Source organism: Novosphingobium tardum, from assembly GCF_042652045.1.
GTDB classification, from domain to species: domain Bacteria; phylum Pseudomonadota; class Alphaproteobacteria; order Sphingomonadales; family Sphingomonadaceae; genus Novosphingobium; species Novosphingobium tardum.
On the sequence record NZ_JBHSDR010000006.1, the window covers coordinates 319,975 to 338,999 of the forward strand.

The following is a 19,025-nucleotide window of genomic DNA, read 5'->3' on the forward strand; positions in this document are numbered from 1 at the left end:
CACGCTCACGCGCTGGCCAGGGCTCCGAGGCGTGCTGCAACCGCACGCAGGTCGGCGGCAAACCGCGCTTCCTCGCCCGCGCGGGCGTCGTCTTGCAGGCGCAGCAGATAGGACGGATGCGTGGTGATCCATAGCTCGCTGCCATCGTCGAGCGCCTGCGGGACCCCGCGCACCTTCTGCACGCTGACCGTCTTGCCCAGCATCCCACGCGCCGCGCTGGCGCCAAGGGCGAGGACAAGCTGCGGCTTTACCAGCGTGCGCTCACCCTCCACCCACCAGCGGCAGACGTCGATTTCCTTGGCCGTGGGCGACTGGTGGAGCCGGCGCTTGCCGCCACCCCGCATCACCTTGGGCACGAACTTGAAGTGCTTCACCGCATTGGTGACGTAGGCCGCTTCCTGATCGATCCCGGCATCCTCGAGATGCGCGCGCAGCAGCCGTCCGGCGGGTCCCACGAAAGGACGACCCTGCTGCTCCTCGACATCGCCCGGCTGTTCGCCGACGATCATCAGCGCGGCGCGGGCCGGCCCCTCGCCCATCACCGCGCGCGTGCCGTTGCAGCCGATCTCGCAGCGCCGGCACTGCTGGATCGCCTTGCCGATCGCGGCCAGGCTCGCCGGCCGCTCCTCGTTTTCGAACAGGTTGCTTCCCGCATCCACCATCGTCGCCTCGCGTGCCTGCGCCCCGGCGACCAGCTCGGGAATGAGGGCGGCCTCGGGCATGTTCTTCCAATACTTGCGGGGCATTTCCTTGAGCATCGCCCCGATCTTCAAACGTGCGGGATTGAAGATCGATGCATAGTACCGCTTCCACAGGTCTTCGGCCGGGTCGCCCTGCGGCGCGTCGCCGCGCTGCGCAGGCGGGCCTTCGTGGAGCGTCGCCCCATTCCAGTGGAGCGTGCCCTGCGGCGTGAGGATCGACCACTTCATGTTGGTGAAGCGGCGCACGAAGAATGCCGCGTTGGCGCGCAGGATATGATGCTCCGGCTCGAACCACGCGACGTAATGCTCGCTCCCGTCTTCCTCCTCTACTGCGCGGAACCGCACGAACGCCCGCATCTTGTGGATGTCGCGGCGCACGGTGCGCGCCAGTTCCCCGATCCTGCGGACATCCCCGTCAGCGGCATCCTCCATCGTCCGGGGATTGGCCTGCAGTCGCCACAGCAACCGGTAAAGCAAGGCCAACCGGTGCGGATCGCGGTGCAGAATGGCGCTTTGCGCAAGCTGCATGAAGGCGCGGGGAGCGCGCGGCTGCGGGGCATGGGCGGGAGGCGTGGGCAGGCGCTTCTCCGCCCCCGCAAACAGGTCGCCGCCTGATCCGCCAGGTTCGCTCCAGGCAACGCGGTCGGGCGGCACATCACCGCGCAGCAGGCGCCGTGCGTGATCGCGCCAGCCTTCGAAATCATCGGGCGCGGCGAGCGGCACGAGATAGGACGTGGCGATCCGCATGTCGCGAAACGGCGCGGTCATGCGGCGAACAGTTCAAGTTGCTCGCTGCGCGGCGGCGCCACCATCGTGCGCAGGTCCGCCCGGTCGGCCAGCAACGTCGGGCGCCAGTCGGCAGTGACGACGAACGGCCGCAGCTTGGCGATCGAGACGGTAAGGCGCGCGACGTCATCGAGGCGCAGGGTGCGGTGGCGGCGCGCGGCGATCAGCGCATTGACCGCACGCACCCCCAGCCCCGGCACGCGCAGCAGCATCTCGCGCGGCGCGCGGTTGAGATCGACCGGGAAGCGATCGCGGAACGCAAGGGCCCAAGCCAGCTTGGGATCGATATCGACCGGCAGCATTCCCGACACCGGGTCGGCCGCCTGCTGCACTTCGGCAGTGGTGTAGCCATAGAACCGCATCAACCAGTCCGATTGGTACAACCGGTGCTCGCGGATCAGCGGCGGACGCTTGAGCGGCAGCACCGCGCTGGCATCGGGGATCGGACTGAACGCCGAATAATAGACCCGGCGCAGGCCGAACTTGCCATAGAGCGTGCTCGCCTTGCCGACGATGTCGGCGTCGCTGGCGGCATCGGCGCCCACGATCATCTGGGTGGACTGGCCGGCAGGCGCGAATTGCGGCGCCGACCTGAACCGCTTGCGCGCGTCCTTGGCTTCCACGATCTCGCGCTTCAGGCCGGCCATTGCCCCGGCGATCTGGGGGGCCGACTTGTCGGGTGCGAGGCGCTTCAGCCCCGCGTCTGTCGGCAGTTCGACGTTGATCGACACGCGATCGGCATACAGCCCCGCTTGGGCGAGCAGTTCGGGATCGGCTTCGGGAATGGTCTTGAGGTGGATGTAACCGCGAAAATCGTGCTCTTCGCGCAGGATGCGGGCGACTTCGACCAGCTGCTCCATCGTGTGGTTCGACGATTTCACGATCCCCGAGGAGAGGAACAGCCCCTCGATATAATTGCGGCGATAGAAGCTGAGCGTCAGGTCGACCACTTCCTGCGGGGTGAACCGCGCCCGCACCACGTTCGAGCTCTTGCGGTTGATGCAGTAATGGCAATCGAAGATGCAGTGATTGGTCAGCAGGATCTTGAGCAACGAGATACAGCGGCCGTCCGGGGCATAGGCATGACAGATGCCCATCCCTTCGGTCGAACCGATCCCCTTGCCGCCGACGCTGCTTTTCTTCGCGGTGCCCGACGAGGCGCACGAGGCATCGTACTTGGCGGCATCGGCCAGAATGCCGAGACGGTCGAGAATACTGGATTGAGCACTCATGCGTTCCTTATATGTTCTATTTCTCCGCCAGGCGAGTCCTTTTGTCCCAAGGGTTTGTTCGATCCGCTTGCCGGGCGGAACCGGACCATCCGCCGGGGGTTTGAAACCGGACGGGAAATTCAAGGACCACCGGCATGCCCCATATCGAAGCCCGCGACGGAACCCGTCTCTATGTGAAGACCTGGGGCGAAGGCGCTCCCGTGGTCCTCATCCACGGCTGGCCGCTTTCGGCCGATAGCTGGGATCCGCAGATGAATGCGCTCGCGGACGCGGGCTACAAGGCCATCGCCTATGACCGGCGCGGTTTCGGACGCTCGGATCAGCCCAGCCAGGGCAACGACTACAACACATATGCGGACGACCTGGCCGACGTCATGGCTGCCACCGGGGCGACCGACAATGTTGCGCTGGTGGGCTTCTCGATGGGTGGCGGCGAGATCGCCCGCTACATGTCGCGCCACGGCGGCAAGGGCGTGACCAAGGCCGCGCTAATCTCGTCGGTCGTGCCCTACATGCTTCAGACCGACGACAATCCCCACGGCGTGCCGCAGGCCACGTTCGACCAGATGTCGGAAGGCATGCTGAAGGATCACCGCAAGTTCTTCGCCAGCTTCTTCAAGGACTTTTTCGGCGTCGGCTTCGTCAGCCAGCCGGTGAGCGACGAGACGCTGGACTGGGCTTGGGGGGTCACGATGCAGGCCGGGCTGCGCCCGATCCTGCAGGCGGCGCAGGCATTCGCGACCACCGATTTCCGCCCAGACCTCGCCAGCTTCAATGTGCCGACGCTGGTGATCCACGGCACAGGCGACAAGACGGTGCCCATCGATGCGACGGGGCGCGTTGTGGCCAGCCAGGTCCCTTCGGCGAGCCTGATCGAATATGCCGGTGAGCCGCATGGCGTCTTCGCCACCCAGAGCGAGCGACTGACCCGAGACCTCCTGGACTTCCTCGACGGCAACGCCAACCGCAGCGCCTTTTCCGGCTTGGACGACGCGACCCCGCGCGAGCGGCAGGAGATCATCGACGAGGTGACGCGCGAATCGATGGCGGGTTCGGCCTCGCTCGCCTGATCCTGCAGGCCCTCGCACTCAGGCGCAGAGCCCTTGCATGAACCATTCCGGATTACCGCCACGGCCATCGCCCGCGATGCCGTGGCGGTAGATCCAGAACCTGCGGCCCATATCGTCCTCTACCCGGTAGTAATCGCGCAGCCGGGTGGTCGAGCGTTCGCGCCACCATTCGGGCGCGATCCGCTCCGGTCCTTCGGCGCGGGCGATCTCGTGGACTTCGCCGCGCCAGCGGAAGCGGCGCGGCAATCCGTCGGGCGTGGCATAGAGCACGGCGATGCTTTCCGCCCGATCCAGCATCTTGAGCGGGCGCGCATGGAACGCGAGCTGGCCCTGGCTGGGGCTCAGCGAGGCCAGCGGCGGCTGCCAGCGCTGGGCGCGTTCGGGCAGGTGGCTGGCATGAGCGACGGGGCGGCGCACGGCATCGGTGCCCAGGCGAGTCACGAGCCGGTCGACGAACGCGGCCAGACTGGTGCCGTGGCGTTCCGCTGCCGCCTCGAAATCGCGCTGGGCCAAGGCCAGCGGCTCGGTCCAGGCGGCGCGAAGTCGCACCAGTTCGATCCCGAAACCGGCATCCAGATCATCGAGGCGTGCCGCGAAGAGCCGGCAGATATGCGCCGGATCGCGTGCCGCCGCGGCAAGTTCGAGACGGCGGAAGAGGACATCACCGTCCACCTTCCACATGCCCAGCTCAAGCCTGCGCGCGCCCATTCCCGCACCTTCCAGCAGCCGCGCCATGTCTTCGGCCAGATCGGCCACCACCTGGTCGAGTAGCGGACGATGACGGATCGGCTCGAGCAGGCGGCGCTGGACCAGAGGGGCGGGACGATCAATCACCGGCAACAGCGGCTCGGGCACCTGTCCGACAAGCTGGTCCATCCGGACCAGAGGATTCGCGCCGGGCGAACGGCGATTGCGGAAACGACGCACCAGGGCATGGCGGGCCACGCCGTCCAGTTCGCCCAGGCGCTTCAGGCCCAGCCGGCGCAACAGCAGCAGGACATCGGCATCGAGGCGCAGCGCGGCAACCGGCAGGTCCGCGAGCCGCGCCACCGCATCGTCGTCCGTGCCAAGGATCGCCCGCTCAGGCCCATGATGGGCAAGCGCCCAGGCGGCGCCCGCGGTGGGTGCGATCGCCAGTCGCGCGGCAAGACCCCGGCCGGCGAGGCGGGCGGCCGCGTCGGCCAGCAGAGCGCCCTCGCCGCCGAACAGATGCGCGGCGCCGGTAATGTCGACGATCAGCCCGTCAGGCGGATCGATCGCGCTCCACGGTCCCCAGCGCTGCGCCCAGAGCGCCAGCGTTTCGAGAAAGGCGAGGTCGCCGGCGGGATCGGACGGATCGACCGCAAGTTGCGGACACAGCGTGCGGGCATCGGCCAGCATCATCCCGGGCATGGCACCGGCCAGTGTCCCGGCACGATTCACCGCATCGATCCGCGGCCCGTGCGCGGTCTCGGTGATCAGAGCGTGGGGCCGGTCCTCAGGGTAATCGCTTGCCCTGCCGATGGCGGGATCAGGCGCGCAGCGGGTGCGGCGCCAGCGGTCCATCGCCAGCGCCATGCACCAGATCGCCATGATCCGGCGCGGTGGCGGCGACGCAGGGCTCGGCGGCGAGGGCGTGGTCGTCATCGCGCAATATCCAGTGTCCGGGTTGATACGTATGCGCCCGGAACAATTCGGCGTTCCAGGCAGGGTTGCCGGGAGCCTGGGCATTCCATCGCGGGGGAACGGAAGGAGCAGCGCGCGCCTCCCACCGCATTCGTGCCGACCCCAGATCGCGGCGCGCATCCAACCGCACCAGCCACAGCGGCACGCCATGCTTTTCCGCCGCGAGCGACAGACGTCGCGAGGCAGTGAAATCGAGCGCGCGGGGATTGCCCGCGATCTCCCCGATCACGAAGGCAAGATCGCGGCAGCGCAACCCCTCTTCCAACGCGAACAGCGCATCGGCGCAGTTTTCCGCCGCAACGTGGACAAGGCGGTGGCGCAGCCCCGGCGGCAGTCCGTGGCGATAGGGACGCCCGCCCAGGCGAATGGCGGCGCGATCCTGCACCCACAGCCAGGGACGCTCGTCGGGCGTATCGGCCGCAGGATCTGTTGCCTGGGACCGCAGCGCATCTTGGGCCAAGGCCAGCGCCATCCCTGCCCCGCCAGCCTCGCGTCCCGCCGCGAAAATCTCGCCGTGACGGCAGGTATCCGCCCTTCCCGGATGCCATTGCGCATCGCTACCCCGCCGCGCCAAGGACGCAAAACCTTGGCCCACGGTCGGCTGGGCCCGTGCCAGCGGGATGGCAAGAGAGGTGGCGGTCATGACGAATCGACTCCTATGTTCTTATTATGTTCCCACACTCCTGCATTGGCAATCCGCTCGTGAACAAGGGGAACCAAACCCTTCACGCTCCCGTTCCATGCCCACCCCGCAAAAAACGAAGGTCCGATCCATGAAGTATTCCGAAGGCAAACCCGAAGAAATGAAGGAGAAGTTCTGGAAGGCGCTCGCCGACTCTCCCTTCGTCATGCTCCAGCTCGACGCCGACCCCGATTCCACGGCTCCGATGACCGCGCAGCTCGACAAGGATGCCAATCACGCCATCTGGTTCTTCACCTCGAAGGACAACCGCTTCGCCACGCTTGGCGCCGCCACGGCCAACTTCGAAAGCAAGGGGCATGACGTGTTCGCCCGCTTCTCCGGCACGCTGACCCAGGAGACGAGCCGCGAAAGGCTGGACAAGCAATGGAACAACTTCGTCGAGGCGTGGTTTCCCGGCGGCAAGGATGATCCCAACCTTCTGATGCTGCGCATGGACTTGGGCGATGCCTCGATCTGGGCCGGAGACCTCGGCCTGCTCGCCACCGCGAAGATGGCGCTGGGCATGAACGTGCGCGAAGAGGCAAAGGGTAGCTACGCCGAAACCGCGCTCTGAACCCCGCAGCAGCAAAAGAAAAGGGCCGCTCCCTCATCAGGAGCGGCCCTTCCTTTTGTTAAGTTCCGATCAGGCCTGGATGCCGCCCGGAGTGGGCGCCCCGGGCATCGGGGGAACCGGCTGCGGCGGAGCATCCGGATCGTCCTCGTGAACCTCGACCAGCCCGCGCCCGACATGGCTGTTGCGGCGACTGTAGGCGAAATAGACGACCAGACCGATCGCACCCCAGATTGGCAGAACCAGCATCGCATCGATCGGCAGCAGGAAGTAGAGCGCCACCGTGCCGACAATCGCCAGCGGGGCGACCAGCCACACCACCGGAGTTCGGAACGGACGATTGCGGCCCGGGTCGGTCCGCCGCATGATCAGGACCGCGATCGCCACCATCAGGAATGCGAACAGCGTACCCGAATTGGACACGTCGGCCAGCTTACCTACCGGAAAGAAGGCCGCGCCAACCGCCACGACGGCGCCGGTGATCGCGGTGACGATATACGGGGTCTTCCACTTCGGGTGGACCGTCGCGAGCTTTTCGGGAAGCAGCCCGTCACGCGCCATGACGAAGAAGATGCGCGTCTGGCCGAACAGCATCATCAGCACGACCGAAGGCAGTGCCAGACCGGCAGCGAGGCCAATCACGGCGCCAAGCTTGTTCCAGCCGATGGTCTTGAGAACGTGGGCCAGCGCTTCCTTCGAGCACGCTAGCGGCTCGGTCACGCCCGACGCCACGATCGCGGCGCAACGCTGCGCCAGTTCGGGAGAACCCGGCGACAGGACCTCTCCGCCCAGGCCGGTGACGGGTTGGGCGCCGATGGTCCCGATCGCGCCTGCGGCGACGAGGAGGTAGAAGACCGTGCAAATCACGAGGCTGCCGATCAGCCCGATCGGCACGTTGCGCTGCGGGTTCTTGGTTTCCTCTGCAGCCGTCGAAACCGCGTCGAACCCGACATAGGCAAAGAAGATCGACGCAGCGGCCCCGCCGACGCCGATCGTTCCCCAGCCGTTCGGGGTGAGCGGAGTGAAGTTGTCGGTATTGATGATGCCGATAGTGGCGATGATGAAGAGTGTCAGCGCAGCGACCTTGATCACCACCAGGATCGCGTTGAACCGCGCACTTTCCTTGGTTCCTATCATCAACAGCCCGGTCACCAGCAGCGCGATGAAGAATGCGGGCAGGTTGACCACGCCGCCGGCATAAGGCCCGTTGGCCAACGTGGCCGGTATCGTGATGCCCAGGTAATCCCGCATCAGGCCGACAAAGTAGCCCGACCAGCCCACCGAAACCGCGCTCGCCGCAACGGCATATTCGAGGATCAGGGCCCAGCCCACCATCCAGGCGAGCAGTTCGCCCATCACTGCGTAGGTGTACGTGTACGCCGAACCCGAAACCGGGACCATCGAGGCCAGTTCCGAATAGCAAAGAGCCGCCACCGCACAGACGAAGCCGGCGATGACGAAGCTCCACATCATGCCGGGGCCCGCCTTCTGCGCGGCTTCGGCGGTGAGGACGAAGATGCCCGTACCGATGATCCCGCCGACGCCAAGCATCGTAAGTTGAAATGCGCCGAGAGAGCGGTGCAGTGATTTCTTTTCCGCCGTCGCCAAAATGGCATCGAGCGATTTGATGCGACCGAACATCCAATTTCCCTTCCTGATCCGCGGCGTCGCTCTTCCGGCGACGGCGGACAAAACTCTATGGCGGCGAAGCTAGCGGGCTGGAATTGGTGCGCAAGGTGTTTTTCCCCCGCAAACTGACCGTCTTGCGCGACTTGTCCGACTGTCTAGAACCTTGCCCATGTCCACGACCTTCCAGCTCGACACCGCGACCAGCCGCGCCAATCCCACTCCCGCACCGATGAAGCGGCTGACTGTTCCGGCGATCCAGCGTCGCAAGGCCAGCGGCGCGACCGGCGAGCCGCTGGTCATGCTGACCGCATACACCGCGCGCCAGGCCCAGCTTCTCGATCCACACTGCGACATGCTGCTGGTCGGGGATTCGCTCGGGCAGGTGATCTACGGCCTGCCATCGACCCTGTCCGTCACGCTCGACATGATGTGCGCCCACGGAGCGGCTGTAGTCCGCGGCAGCTATCACAGCGTCGTGATCGTCGACATGCCGTTCGGCTCGTACGAAGGGTCGCCCCAGCAGGCATTCGCTTCGGCCAGCCGGATCATGGCCGAAACCGGCGCCGCCGCGGTCAAGCTGGAGGGCGGCCAGGCGATGGCCGAGACGATCGCCTTCCTCAGCCAGCGAGGCATACCCGTGATGGCCCATATTGGCCTCACCCCCCAGGCGGTGAACGCGCTTGGCGGCTATGGCGCGCGCGGTCGCAGCCAGGAAGAGCATGCGAAGATCGTCGCAGACGGCGAGGCCGTGCAGCGTGCCGGCGCATTCGCCGTGGTGATCGAAGGGGTCATCGAGCCGATTGCGATCGCGCTGACGGAAACGCTGGAAATTCCCACCATCGGCATTGGGGCTTCGGCCCGCTGCGACGGCCAGGTCCTGGTGACCGAGGACATGCTCGGGATGTTCGAAAGGACTCCGCGCTTTGTTAAGACCTACGAGAGCCTGGCCGATGTGATCGGCGCCGCGGCTGCCCGCTATGCCGGCGAAGTGCGCGAACGAAGCTTTCCCGGACCCGATCAGACCTATCAGCCGAAATAGGGGATCGTTGCGGTCCGCCTTGTCGGGTTGGCGCGGTTCGCCTAGCGCGCCACTTTGCCAATCCGGAGTCGACCCACCGTGTTAAAGTTCTTCCGCGGATCGATCCTGTTTACCATCGTATGCCTTGTGCTGGCTGCGTGGGTTGGCTGGGCGCGATACCACTCGATCGAGGGAACGCTCGAGATCCTTTGGGTCGTCGCGGTTCTCTCGGTGCTCGAAGTCTCGCTCTCGTTCGACAACGCGGTGGTCAACGCCAAGGTATTGGGCGAACTCGAGCCCGTCTGGCAGAAGCGCTTCCTCACTTGGGGCATGCTGATTGCCGTGTTCGGTATGCGCATCGCCTTTCCGCTCGCCATCGTCGCAATCGCGGCAGGCATCGGACCGATCGAGGCACTGCAGCTTTCGCTGTCGCGGCCCGAGGAATACGAACGAATCGTCAGCGGCGCGCATGTCAGCATCGCCGGCTTCGGCGGCGCGTTCCTGTCGCTCGTCGGCCTGAGGTTCTTCTTCGACAGCGACAAGCACATCCACTGGATCGAGATGGTCGAACGACAGCTCACCCGCTTTTCGGAAATCGATGCGATCGAGATCGGCGTTCTCCTCCTGGCGCTTTACGGCATCTCGACAATGCTTCCCGCGGAAGAAGCGCTGACGTTCTTCAAGGCCGGAATCCTCGGCATCGTGGCGCACGTCGCGGTGGAAGGCATCGGAACGATGCTCGAAATGCAGGAGAACGAAGCGGCGGTCGGCGTGGCACGCTCAGGTCTGGCCGGGTTCATCTACCTCAACGTCCTCGATGCCTCGTTCAGTTTCGACGGCGTGATCGGCGCGTTCGCGCTGTCGAACAATATGCTGGTGATCGCGCTGGGCCTGTCGATCGGCGCGATGTTCGTGCGGTCGATGACGATCATGCTTGTCCAGAAAGGCACGCTGGCGGAATATCGCTATCTTGAGCATGGCGCATTCTGGGCGATCATCGCGCTGGGCGTGATCATGCTTTTCTCCGCCCGGTTCGAAATCCCCGAAGCGGTCACCGGCTTGCTCGGCGCGGTCCTCATCGCCGCCTCGCTGTTGTGGTCCGTCCGCTACAAGCGGCGCATGCCCGAAGCCGAACTCGACGTTGCATTCATGGAGTGACCCGGCGCTGACAGCCGGGTCGCCAGCGGTGCGCTGACGACTAGCTGGGCGAGGTGATAGACGAGGACCGGCATCAGGATCATTCCGGCGCTGCGCGGATCGAACAGCACGCTGGCAAGCGGCGCGCCCATCGCGATGCTCTTCTGCGCGCCCGAAAAGAGCATCGTAATCCGATTGCCGCGATCGAGCCCGATCGCACCGCCCAGCAGCCAGGCACCCCCATATCCGAAGACAAGGAAGATCGCGGTCGCGGCAGTCACCACGATCCACCCGTCCATGCCGACGAGGCTCCAGATCCCTGCGACGACAGCTCCCGAAAACGCGACATAGACGGCAATCGCGATGGAGGTTCGATCCATCCATGTCGCGAGTTCGCGGTGTTCGAGAACCCACGGCCGCAGCCAGCGCTGGCCCGCCTGACCGAGGATAAACGGAACCAGCAGGGTGCCCACCACCTTGGCCAGTCCCGAACCGTCCACAACGGCCGCACCGCCGTGGTCGACAAGTGCGAAGAGCGGAGCCGAGACGAAGACGCCGAGGATGTTAAGCAAAGCAGCCGAAATCACCGCACTGGCGACGTTGCCGCCCGACAGCGAGGTGTAGGCGGTCGCCGACTGCACGGTGGACGGAAGCACGCCGAGGAAGACGAACCCGGTTGCGACGCTCAAGGGCACCCAAGGCGCCACCGCGTGCGACATCGCCCACCCGGCAAACGCCATGGCACCGAACACCCACAGGACGAGCGGTCCGAGCAGTCGCAGGTTCGAGAGACCGGCGATTACCTCGTGGCGCGGCAGCCGTAGTCCGTTGAGGAAGAACAGCAGGAAAACAGCGCCATTGCTGATCCACTGGGCGACCTTGCTGGCGCCGCCCTCGACCGGCAGCAGGCTCGCCATGACGATAGCGACGACCAGCAGCCGGACCATCGGGTCCGGCACAAGGGCCAGCAGGCGCTTCATCGGATCAGGCGATGTCTTTCCCGGCCAGCGACGGCATCGGAGCCGGCGTCGCCGAGAAGCGCGGCGCGGGTGCCGGCTGCACCATTCCGTCCGCCTCCACGAAAGTCTTGCGCACCGCATTGTGCGGATGCGACGGCGCTTCGCGCAGGTTCAGGACGGGAGCGAAACAGATGTCCGTATCTTCCATGATCGCGCACCACTCGTCCCGGGTCCTGGTCGCGAAAAGGGTCGTCAGACGGTCTTTCAAGGCAGGCCATTGCGCGGCATCGTTCTGCCGCGCGAAATCGGGATCCTCGGAAAGGCCGGCGCGGTCGAGGAGAAGCGCATAGAACTGCGGCTCAATCGAGCCGATCGCGATCCACTTGCCATCCGAGGTGCCATAGGTGTCGTAAAAGTGGGCGCCGCTGTCGAGGAGGTTAACCCCGCGCTCGTCCTTCCACATGCCGTTGCCGAAGAAGGTGTAGGTCATGGCCGAAAGGATCGCCGCACCATCGACCATCGCGCAATCGATCACCTGCCCCTTGCCCGTATTCTTGGAGGACAGGATGCCGGCGAGGATGCCGAACGCCATCATCATCCCACCGCCGCCGAAATCGCCGACGGCATTCACCGGGAAGCTCGGCTTTTCGCCGGCACGGCCATAGGTGTGCAGCGCGCCCGACAAGGCGATATAGTTGATGTCGTGGCCAGCCAGCGGCGCTTTGGGGCCTTCCTGGCCCCACCCGGTCATGCGACCGTAAACCAGCTTCGGATTGTCACCGAGGAGGACGTCGGGGCCCAGCCCGAGCCGCTCCATAACCCCCGGGCGGAAACCTTCGACGATCGCATCGGCATGCTTTACCATTTCCCGAATGCGCGTGATCGACGCAGAGTCTTTCATGTCGAGAGCGATGCGCTCGCGGTTGCGATTGAGGATGTCGCGGTTGCCGCCATCGCCGTAACGACCGCCCTTGCCGGGACGTTCGATCCGGATCACCCGCGCGCCGTGGTCAGCCAGCATCATCCCGGCGAACGGCCCCGGGCCGATGCCGGCAAATTCGATGACCGTGATTCCGTCGAGCGCGCCTGGCATGTTCGTTGTCTCCCGCTGAATTTCGATTTGCCTTGCCGCGCATCGGCTGGGGTGTCGAGCGCCAATCGAACGCTAGCGGCGACTGTCGCAGTCAGGTGGCCAAGGGATTTTCGCGTGCAAACCGCCGGGAGACCGCTACGGCCTCGGCATCGCGGCCGAGCTCGCGCAGGACGACTGCAAGCCGCTGTGCTTCCTCGCGGCCAAGGCTAAGACGCGCCCCCTGCTGATAGGCACGCAATGCCGCGGGCCGATCGCCAGAAGCTAACGCAACGTCGCCTGCCATGAGATGCGCGTCGGGCAATCCCGGCCGCGCTTGCATAAGCTGCGCGGCGACTTTGGCTGCCGCAGCATTATCGCCGGCCCTTAGCAGCGCGCGCACATACCGGGCACAAGCCTGCGCATCTGTGGGTGCATCGGCATGGCGCAAGGCCGCGGTCTGCAATCCTTCCTCCGCGCCAAGCACGGACCACACGCTGGCGTGTCCAACCGGGCGCACCGTGGACGGGACTGCGCGGCCGGCGCCTGCAGCAAGAGCCCGCGCCAGCAGGGCTTGCACTATTGGATCATCCGGGCGGAGCCGCCCCAGTCTATCCAGTTGGGCCACAGCCACACTGTAATCGCCCTCCCGCAGCGCCAGGACGCCCTCAAGCAGCATGGCTGCCGGCAGGTCGGTGAACGATCCGCCGGTCCGGTCAAGCAACGTGCGCGCAAGGCGATTATTCCCTGCGCGCGCCGCAAGCGCTGCCTGGAGCAAGAACCCGCGCGGATCGCCGGGCGACACGGCAACAAGCCGGCGTGCGACCTCGAGCATCTCGCGTGCACGGCCCATATCCCCCAGAGTCGCCGCGTACTCCGCCAGCAGATCGGGATCGTTCGGCGCGCGGGAAAGCGCCGCGCGGAACCATGGCAAGGACGAACGAAGCCCGAATTGTTCACGCACCAGCACCGCGCGCATGGTCAGCGCCGGCGCAGAATTCTGGCCGATGCTCACGGCATGATCAGCTGCGTCTATCGCCCCCTTCAATTCACCCCCGGCAAAACGCAGGCGAGCGATGTCGCTCCACAATGCAGGATCGCTTGGATCGCTTTCGAGCGCGCGATCGTATGCCTTCCCCGCAGCGGGAAGGTTGCCATCCGCCTGCTCTAGGCGCCCGAGTATCCGATAGCCTAGGCCGCGCGTCTCCCGAGTGAATCTCGCTGCCGCAAGCCACTTGCGCGCGCTGACCCGATCGCCCTGATCGAGCAGTGCTTCGCCCATCAGCGCGCGCACGGCATCTGGCGAGGCACCGTCGCGCAATACCTCGCGCAACCGGGCCTGTGCCGCGATGCCATCGCCAGCCCGCAGCGCGGCCTTCGCCTCTGTCAGGAGCGCACCAGTCTCGGCCTCGGACGGCGCCGTGGCGCCGAGCAGCACCACCGCCAGAATGAACCGCCGGCCGAGCCGCCTGCTGTATTCAGGCGTGGAGATCATACTGCTTGAGGAGGTCGTACAGCGTCGGACGGCTTATCCCGAGCAGCTTCGCCGTGCTGGAAATATTGCCTTCGCTCCGCGCGAGGGCATGGCGGATGACCTTGCGGTCCGAGCTTTCGCGGGCAGACTTGAGATTGAGCGGCGGAGGCTCCTCGCCGGCGCGGTCGCCCAGATCCAGATCGCCCGCGTGGACCAGCTTGTCGTCCGCCATGATAACCGCGCGCTTCACACGGTTCTCCAGCTCGCGCACGTTGCCCGGCCAATTCCAGCCGTCGATCGTCGCGAGCGCATCCGGCGCGAACCCCTTGACCGCCGGGTTCATTTCGCGCGCGAAACGGGCAAGAAAGGCCTTGGCGAGCAGCGTCGCATCCCCCGGTCGCTCGGCCAGGCTCGGGATTCTCACGACGATCTCGGCCAGACGATAGAACAGATCTTCGCGGAAGCGGCCGTCGCCGATCATCGTTTCGAGATCCTGGTGCGTGGCGCAAACGATCCGCGTGTCGACCGGAATGGACCGCCGCCCGCCGATCCTCTCGATGGTCCGCTCCTGCAGGAAGCGCAGCAACTTCACCTGCAACTGCAGCGGGATGTCGCCCACCTCGTCGAGGAACAGCGTGCCCCCGTCTGCCTGTTCGATCTTTCCCTCGGTGGTCTTCACGGCCCCGGTGAAGGCACCCTTCTCATGGCCGAACAGCTCGCTTTCGAGCAGGTTTTCGGGGATTGCGGCGCAGTTGATCGCGACGAAGTTCTTCCCGGCGCGCTCACTCGAATCGTGAAGCCCACGGGCCAGCAGTTCCTTGCCGGTGCCGCTGGCTCCAAGGAGCATGACGGTCACGTTCGCATTGGCTACCCGCTCGATCGTGCGCGCGACGCGGATCATCTCCGGCGCGGCGGTGATCAGCCCGCCGAGTACGCGGTTCTCCTGCCCCAGCTTCACCGCCAGCGCGCGGTTCTCCGCCTCGATCTGGCTAAGGTGGAAGGCTCGACGCACGATGAGGCCCAGCGCCTCGATATCGACCGGCTTCTGGTAGAAGTCGTAAGCGCCGTGGCTAATCGCGCCGAGCGCGCTTTCGCGGGCACCGTGGCCACTCGCGACAATCACCTTCGTATCGGGCTTGAGGGCCATTATCGCGTCGAGCACGGCGAACCCCTCGCTCGTTCCGTCCGGATCGGGCGGAAGGCCGAGGTCGAGCGTGACGACGGCGGGTTCCTCGGCACGCAAGGCCGCCAACGCGCTGGCGCGGTCGCCTGCGATCACTACGTCAAAGTCCTCGTATGCCCACTTGAGCTGGGCCTGAAGGCCTGGGTCATCCTCGACCACCAGTAGCTTGGGCCGGGCACCGGCAGAGTTCTGTGTCATCAGGCGACTTTCTGTTCTGAGTCAGAAGAAGTTGGCGACGATCCCTCGTCGAAGGCCCGCAGGAGCGACGCCGCAGCAAGCAGCGGCAGGCGAACGATGAAGCGGCTGCCTAGGCCCTCGCGCGATTCCACGTCGAGCCGGCCCTGCATCGCGCGGACGAGTTCGCGGGCCTCGAAGGCGCCGATGCCGAAGCCTCCTGCCTTCGTCGACACGAAGGGCTTGAACAGCCGATTGCGCACGAAGTCCGCGCTCATCCCGCTGCCGCTGTCGATAACCTCGATCGACCCGTGGAGGCCGTTGCTGGTCACCTTGAGGTAGACCGGCGCGTTGGCCTCGCTGGCATCAATCGCATTTTGCACGAGGTGCGTCAGCACCTGCTCCAGCGTGTCGCGCTGGGCGATGACGCGACAGTCGTGAGCTTCGAGCAGCACGACCGCATGTTGCTGCTTGAGCGAGGCGATGACCCGCCTGGCAACGTCTACCGCGTCGACCTCGTCAAGGCGGTCGAGCTGGTTGGCGCCATAGCGCGAGAGGCGCGCCAGGAGCGCATTGAGCTTTTCGCCCGAGTTGCGCAGGGTCACGAGCATGTCGGCGCGGAAGTCCGGGTTGTCGGCATGCCGCTCGGCATTGCGCGCCAGCAAGGTCAGTTGACTAGCCAGGTTCTTGATGTCGTGCATGACGAAAGCAATGCGACGGTTGAACTCGTCGAACCGGCTCGCGTCGAGCAACGCTTCCTGTCCGGCATGCTCGGCCAGATAGCTGGCAAGCTGCTGCCCGACCACGCGCAGGAGGTCGAAGTCCTCCCAGTCGAGCTGGCGGGCAAGCGGCGGACGAGTCAGCACCACCACCCCTACAAGGCGGTCGAAATGGATCAGGGGGACCACTGCCCACGCCGCCTCGTCCTCGACCAGCCAGGCTGGCAAGACGCCGCACTCGCCGCGCTGGCTATGTCCGCTGCGGACCTGGTCGAGATCGACAATGAAGCCGTCACGTTCGAAGAAGCGGACCGCCGGCGCGCCCATTGCGGTCGCCGGGACATCGATCGTGCGCCACTGCCAGCGCGCGGAGAGCGATAGTTCGCCGTGCTCCCCCTGCGTGAGGAGCAGTCCCGCGGGGCTGTCAGTGATGTCCGCTACCGCCTGGATCACGCGTTCCTCGAGCGGGAGGACACTATCCGCGCGTCCCACGGTGCGGGTGAAGCGCAGCCACTCAGCGCGATAATCGTAGCGGTGCTGGAACAGATGCTTGGCGACCGTGACCTTGAGCCATCCCCGAAGACGGCCCGACGGCAGGACCACGAGCGCCAGGACGCTTGTCGTAAAGACGAAGCCGATCTGCGCCAGCGGACCCGCGTCGCCGCCAAGATAGGAAAGCGACTGCGCGGCGGCGACCATTGTGACGAGGTAGATGCCAATGACCAGCAACGAGAGCGACTGGAACGCAACGTCGCGGGAGGGCAGGAATGGCCGCTGCGCCGCCCGGCCATTGCCGATGGCCAGCAACGCGGACACGAACAGTCCGACCAAGCCGCGCAGCGACGCCAGTTCGACCGGCGGCCGCTCGATCAGATAAGTGACTGTGTAGAAGTTGAGGTCGTAGATCCAGATCGCAGCAAGGCCCGCTGCCGACCAGCGGATCGCTGCCCGCGCAGTTCCAAGTGAGCCCACATAGAGATTGTGGACGAGCATCAGCGCGCCGATGGCGAACATCACCGGAAACATCGCGGCCAGGTGGAAGATAGTGTCCTGCGCGGCGTGTCCGGCGGAAAGCCGCGCGGCCATCAGCAAGAGCCCGATGTGAAGGATTTCGACGAGGACCAGAGCCGCCACCACCGGGCGGATCGGCCCCACGCGGGTGTGGCGCCCGTCGCGAGCGAAGAGGCGATAGACCACTGCCAGCCAGGACAGGTTGCGCAGGGTCTCGAACAATGCCGCGGGAATCCCGTCCGGCCCGGTGGCAGCAGCCAGGAGGCTCCAAAGCGCAGTCACCGAAAGCGCGATCATCAGCGCGTCGCCCCCCGGCGTATCGCGGTCGCGGCGATGCCAAGACCAGGTCGCCAGCACGGCGCAGGCAAAGCCGCCTGCGATGAACGCGCCGAACCCGAAGGTTTCCCAACCGCTGGCCGGAATGGAGGTCATCGCGCCCCCTCGTGCCAAAGCACCACGCGAAGAGTCTGGAGAAGGATGAGCAGGTCGAGGAAGGGTGTGTAATTCTTGGCGTAGTAGAGATCGTATTCCAGCTTGTGGCGGGAATCCTCCATCGACGCGCCATAGGGATAGTTGATCTGCGCCCAGCCGGTGATCCCCGGCTTCACCATGTGGCGTTCGGCGTAGTAGGGAAGGCCTTCTTCGAGCGAGGCAACGAACTGGGGGCGTTCGGGGCGGGGTCCGACGAAGCTCATCTCGCCCTTCAGCACGCTCCATGCCTGGGGCAGTTCGTCGATACGAAGCTTGCGGATGATCCGGCCAATCCGGGTGACGCGCGGGTCGTCCTGCGCCGCGAAAACCGCCCTGCCGTCGCTCTCCGCGTCAGTGCGCATCGAGCGCAATTTGATCAGGCCGAAGTCCTCGCCATAAAGCCCGACACGGGTCTGGCGGAAGAACGCCGGCCCCTCGCTGTCGAGCTTCACCAGTAAGGCGAAAACCGCGATGACCGGCAGCGCGATGACGAGCAGGACCATGCTGGCGACGAGGTCGAACAGGCGCTTGCCCGCGCTTGACACCATCCGGCCGGACGAAAACCCGTCCGAGAAGATCAGCCAGCTCGGATTGAGGGTGTCGAGATCGACCCTGCCCGTTTCGCGTTCGATGAACGTCGAGAAGTCGTTGACGTGGACGCCGGCCGTCTTGATCCGCAGAAGATCCTTCAGCGGCAGGGCGTTGCGCCGTTCTTCCAGCGCAAGCACGACCTCTGTAGCTGCGAGGTTGGCCACGTGGCGCGTCAGATCATGGATCGCAGCCCGCGGGATCGCCTCCTGAACCAGAGGGCTCCCCTCGCTCATCCTGACGTACCCGACGATGACGAAACCGCTTTCCGGACGCCCACCCAAAGCGCGCAGCCGGGCCGCCCGGTGGCCTGCGCCGAGAACCAGTACCCGCCGGCGAAAGGCCGACGCTCCCAGAAGCCCGCCGAGGATCAGGCGATTGGCGAAAAGAAGGCCGAGCGCGATGAACATCGCGTAGGCAAGGTTCGAGCGCCACAAGGTGTGGCCCGGAACGAGGAAATAGACGACCGACAGCGCGATGATGCCGAGGCTAACCGCCACCAGCAAGCGGGCGGCGGCGTGGCGCATCGAGCGTAGCGCATCGGGCCCGTAAGCCCCCACGGCGATCATCGCCAGTTGCACCAGCACCGCGAAAACGGCCAGCGGTTCCCATCGGTCGAGCATCGAGCCATTGGCGATCCCGATCTGGCGGGCGCGGAAAAGCCAGCCCAGCTCGCCCGAAATGACGAGCAGTACGAAGTCCGCCAAGCCGAGAAGAATGACGGCGTGGGGAATGTAATGCTTGAACAGCCGGATCATTCCGTTTGCGCTTCACCCGAACCACCCGGAAGGATGGCTTGCGCTCAGGGGATAAGGCCCAGCAGTAAAATGTCGGTAAACTTTACAGCGCTGAAAACGCTAAAAGCCGCAAAGTCATGCGGCTTCCG

General features: G+C 65.6%; 15 protein-coding genes. 4 read left to right on the forward strand and 11 right to left on the reverse strand.

Going from position 1 to position 19,025, the window contains the following annotated elements:
- Positions 1–5: 5 nt before the first annotated feature.
- Both ACFO0A_RS09525 and ACFO0A_RS09530 read right to left on the reverse strand, forming a co-directional pair.
- Positions 6–1,469 (reverse strand): UdgX family uracil-DNA binding protein, encoded by a 1,464-nt coding sequence (locus ACFO0A_RS09525; RefSeq protein ID WP_379538774.1) that lies wholly within the window; start codon positions 1,467–1,469, stop codon positions 6–8.
- Positions 1,466–2,719 (reverse strand): putative DNA modification/repair radical SAM protein, encoded by a 1,254-nt coding sequence (locus ACFO0A_RS09530; RefSeq protein WP_379538775.1) that lies wholly within the window; start codon positions 2,717–2,719, stop codon positions 1,466–1,468. Before ACFO0A_RS09530 ends, ACFO0A_RS09525 begins: the two co-directional genes overlap by 4 nt.
- Positions 2,720–2,853: 134 nt before the next feature.
- Here ACFO0A_RS09530 and ACFO0A_RS09535 point away from each other — a divergent pair, with 134 nt between their 5' ends.
- A complete protein-coding gene (locus ACFO0A_RS09535) occupies positions 2,854–3,789 on the forward strand; it encodes an alpha/beta fold hydrolase (protein WP_379538776.1) in 936 nt (311 codons plus the stop codon).
- A gap of 18 nt (positions 3,790–3,807) precedes the next feature.
- On the opposite strand, the gene ACFO0A_RS09540 is transcribed toward ACFO0A_RS09535, so the two are convergent.
- Together ACFO0A_RS09540 and ACFO0A_RS09545 are read right to left on the reverse strand one after the other, a co-directional pair.
- Positions 3,808–5,361, reverse strand: coding sequence for a DUF6504 family protein (locus ACFO0A_RS09540; RefSeq protein WP_379538777.1), 1,554 nt, complete (start codon positions 5,359–5,361; stop codon positions 3,808–3,810).
- Entirely contained in the window at positions 5,300–6,097 is a 798-nt protein-coding gene (locus ACFO0A_RS09545; protein WP_379538778.1) for a hypothetical protein, read from the reverse strand. The genes ACFO0A_RS09540 and ACFO0A_RS09545 overlap by 62 nt, the downstream gene beginning before the upstream one ends.
- Before the next feature lie 130 nt (positions 6,098–6,227).
- Between ACFO0A_RS09545 and ACFO0A_RS09550 the strand changes: the two genes are divergently transcribed.
- A complete protein-coding gene (locus ACFO0A_RS09550) occupies positions 6,228–6,710 on the forward strand; it encodes a pyridoxamine 5'-phosphate oxidase family protein (protein ID WP_379538779.1) in 483 nt (160 codons plus the stop codon).
- Positions 6,711–6,779: 69 nt separating this feature from the next.
- Here ACFO0A_RS09550 and ACFO0A_RS09555 read toward each other — a convergent pair whose 3' ends face one another.
- Positions 6,780–8,348 carry an amino acid permease gene (locus ACFO0A_RS09555; RefSeq protein ID WP_379538780.1) on the reverse strand — a complete coding sequence of 523 codons (1,569 nt, stop codon included), beginning with the start codon at positions 8,346–8,348 and terminating at the stop codon, positions 6,780–6,782.
- A 157-nt stretch (positions 8,349–8,505) separates the two neighbouring features.
- On the opposite strand from ACFO0A_RS09555, the gene panB reads away from it, so the two are divergent.
- Both panB and ACFO0A_RS09565 read left to right on the forward strand, forming a co-directional pair.
- Positions 8,506–9,375: a 3-methyl-2-oxobutanoate hydroxymethyltransferase gene (gene panB, locus ACFO0A_RS09560; RefSeq protein WP_379538781.1), complete on the forward strand. Its 870-nt coding sequence runs from the start codon at positions 8,506–8,508 to the stop codon at positions 9,373–9,375.
- Positions 9,376–9,453: 78 nt separating this feature from the next.
- Positions 9,454–10,512 carry a DUF475 domain-containing protein gene (locus ACFO0A_RS09565; RefSeq protein ID WP_379538782.1) on the forward strand — a complete coding sequence of 353 codons (1,059 nt, stop codon included), beginning with the start codon at positions 9,454–9,456 and terminating at the stop codon, positions 10,510–10,512.
- Here ACFO0A_RS09565 and ACFO0A_RS09570 read toward each other — a convergent pair.
- From ACFO0A_RS09570 to ACFO0A_RS09595, 6 genes are all read right to left on the reverse strand, one after another.
- Positions 10,461–11,471: a bile acid:sodium symporter family protein gene (locus ACFO0A_RS09570; protein ID WP_379538783.1), complete on the reverse strand. Its 1,011-nt coding sequence runs from the start codon at positions 11,469–11,471 to the stop codon at positions 10,461–10,463. The two genes, ACFO0A_RS09565 and ACFO0A_RS09570, sit on opposite strands and share 52 nt — an antisense overlap.
- A gap of 4 nt (positions 11,472–11,475) precedes the next feature.
- The gene (locus ACFO0A_RS09575) at positions 11,476–12,543 is read right to left on the reverse strand and encodes a CaiB/BaiF CoA transferase family protein (RefSeq protein WP_379538784.1); all 1,068 of its coding nucleotides are present in this window, start codon (positions 12,541–12,543) and stop codon (positions 11,476–11,478) included.
- A 91-nt stretch (positions 12,544–12,634) separates the two neighbouring features.
- Positions 12,635–14,014 (reverse strand): tetratricopeptide repeat protein, encoded by a 1,380-nt coding sequence (locus ACFO0A_RS09580; protein ID WP_379538785.1) that lies wholly within the window; start codon positions 14,012–14,014, stop codon positions 12,635–12,637.
- Positions 13,998–15,374, reverse strand: a complete 1,377-nt coding sequence (prsR, locus tag ACFO0A_RS09585; protein ID WP_379538786.1) for a PEP-CTERM-box response regulator transcription factor — start codon at positions 15,372–15,374, stop codon at positions 13,998–14,000. The genes ACFO0A_RS09580 and prsR overlap by 17 nt, the downstream gene beginning before the upstream one ends.
- The gene (gene prsK / locus ACFO0A_RS09590; RefSeq protein ID WP_379538787.1) at positions 15,374–17,512 is read right to left on the reverse strand and encodes an XrtA/PEP-CTERM system histidine kinase PrsK; all 2,139 of its coding nucleotides are present in this window, start codon (positions 17,510–17,512) and stop codon (positions 15,374–15,376) included. The genes prsR and prsK overlap by 1 nt, the downstream gene beginning before the upstream one ends.
- A complete protein-coding gene (locus ACFO0A_RS09595; RefSeq protein ID WP_379538788.1) occupies positions 17,509–18,897 on the reverse strand; it encodes a TIGR03013 family XrtA/PEP-CTERM system glycosyltransferase in 1,389 nt (462 codons plus the stop codon). The genes prsK and ACFO0A_RS09595 overlap by 4 nt, the downstream gene beginning before the upstream one ends.
- Between the last annotated feature and the right edge of the window lie 128 nt (positions 18,898–19,025).

Excerpts from the sequence above, each read along its gene's own strand:
- ACFO0A_RS09555 (WP_379538780.1), bottom strand. The coding sequence starts at position 8,348 with ATGTTCGGTCGCATCAAATCGCTCGATGCCATTTTGGCGACGGCGGAA.
- ACFO0A_RS09580 (WP_379538785.1), bottom strand. The coding sequence starts at position 14,014 with ATGATCTCCACGCCTGAATACAGCAGGCGGCTCGGCCGGCGGTTCATT.
- ACFO0A_RS09525 (WP_379538774.1), bottom strand. The coding sequence starts at position 1,469 with ATGACCGCGCCGTTTCGCGACATGCGGATCGCCACGTCCTATCTCGTG.
- ACFO0A_RS09570 (WP_379538783.1), bottom strand. The coding sequence starts at position 11,471 with ATGAAGCGCCTGCTGGCCCTTGTGCCGGACCCGATGGTCCGGCTGCTG.
- ACFO0A_RS09540 (WP_379538777.1), bottom strand. The coding sequence starts at position 5,361 with ATGGCGATCTGGTGCATGGCGCTGGCGATGGACCGCTGGCGCCGCACC.
- prsK (WP_379538787.1), bottom strand. The coding sequence starts at position 17,512 with ATGACCTCCATTCCGGCCAGCGGTTGGGAAACCTTCGGGTTCGGCGCG.
- ACFO0A_RS09535 (WP_379538776.1), top strand. The coding sequence starts at position 2,854 with ATGCCCCATATCGAAGCCCGCGACGGAACCCGTCTCTATGTGAAGACC.
- ACFO0A_RS09550 (WP_379538779.1), top strand. The coding sequence starts at position 6,228 with ATGAAGTATTCCGAAGGCAAACCCGAAGAAATGAAGGAGAAGTTCTGG.
- prsR (WP_379538786.1), bottom strand. The coding sequence starts at position 15,374 with ATGACACAGAACTCTGCCGGTGCCCGGCCCAAGCTACTGGTGGTCGAG.
- ACFO0A_RS09530 (WP_379538775.1), bottom strand. The coding sequence starts at position 2,719 with ATGAGTGCTCAATCCAGTATTCTCGACCGTCTCGGCATTCTGGCCGAT.
- panB (WP_379538781.1), top strand. The coding sequence starts at position 8,506 with ATGTCCACGACCTTCCAGCTCGACACCGCGACCAGCCGCGCCAATCCC.
- ACFO0A_RS09575 (WP_379538784.1), bottom strand. The coding sequence starts at position 12,543 with ATGCCAGGCGCGCTCGACGGAATCACGGTCATCGAATTTGCCGGCATC.
- ACFO0A_RS09595 (WP_379538788.1), bottom strand. The coding sequence starts at position 18,897 with ATGATCCGGCTGTTCAAGCATTACATTCCCCACGCCGTCATTCTTCTC.
- ACFO0A_RS09545 (WP_379538778.1), bottom strand. The coding sequence starts at position 6,097 with ATGACCGCCACCTCTCTTGCCATCCCGCTGGCACGGGCCCAGCCGACC.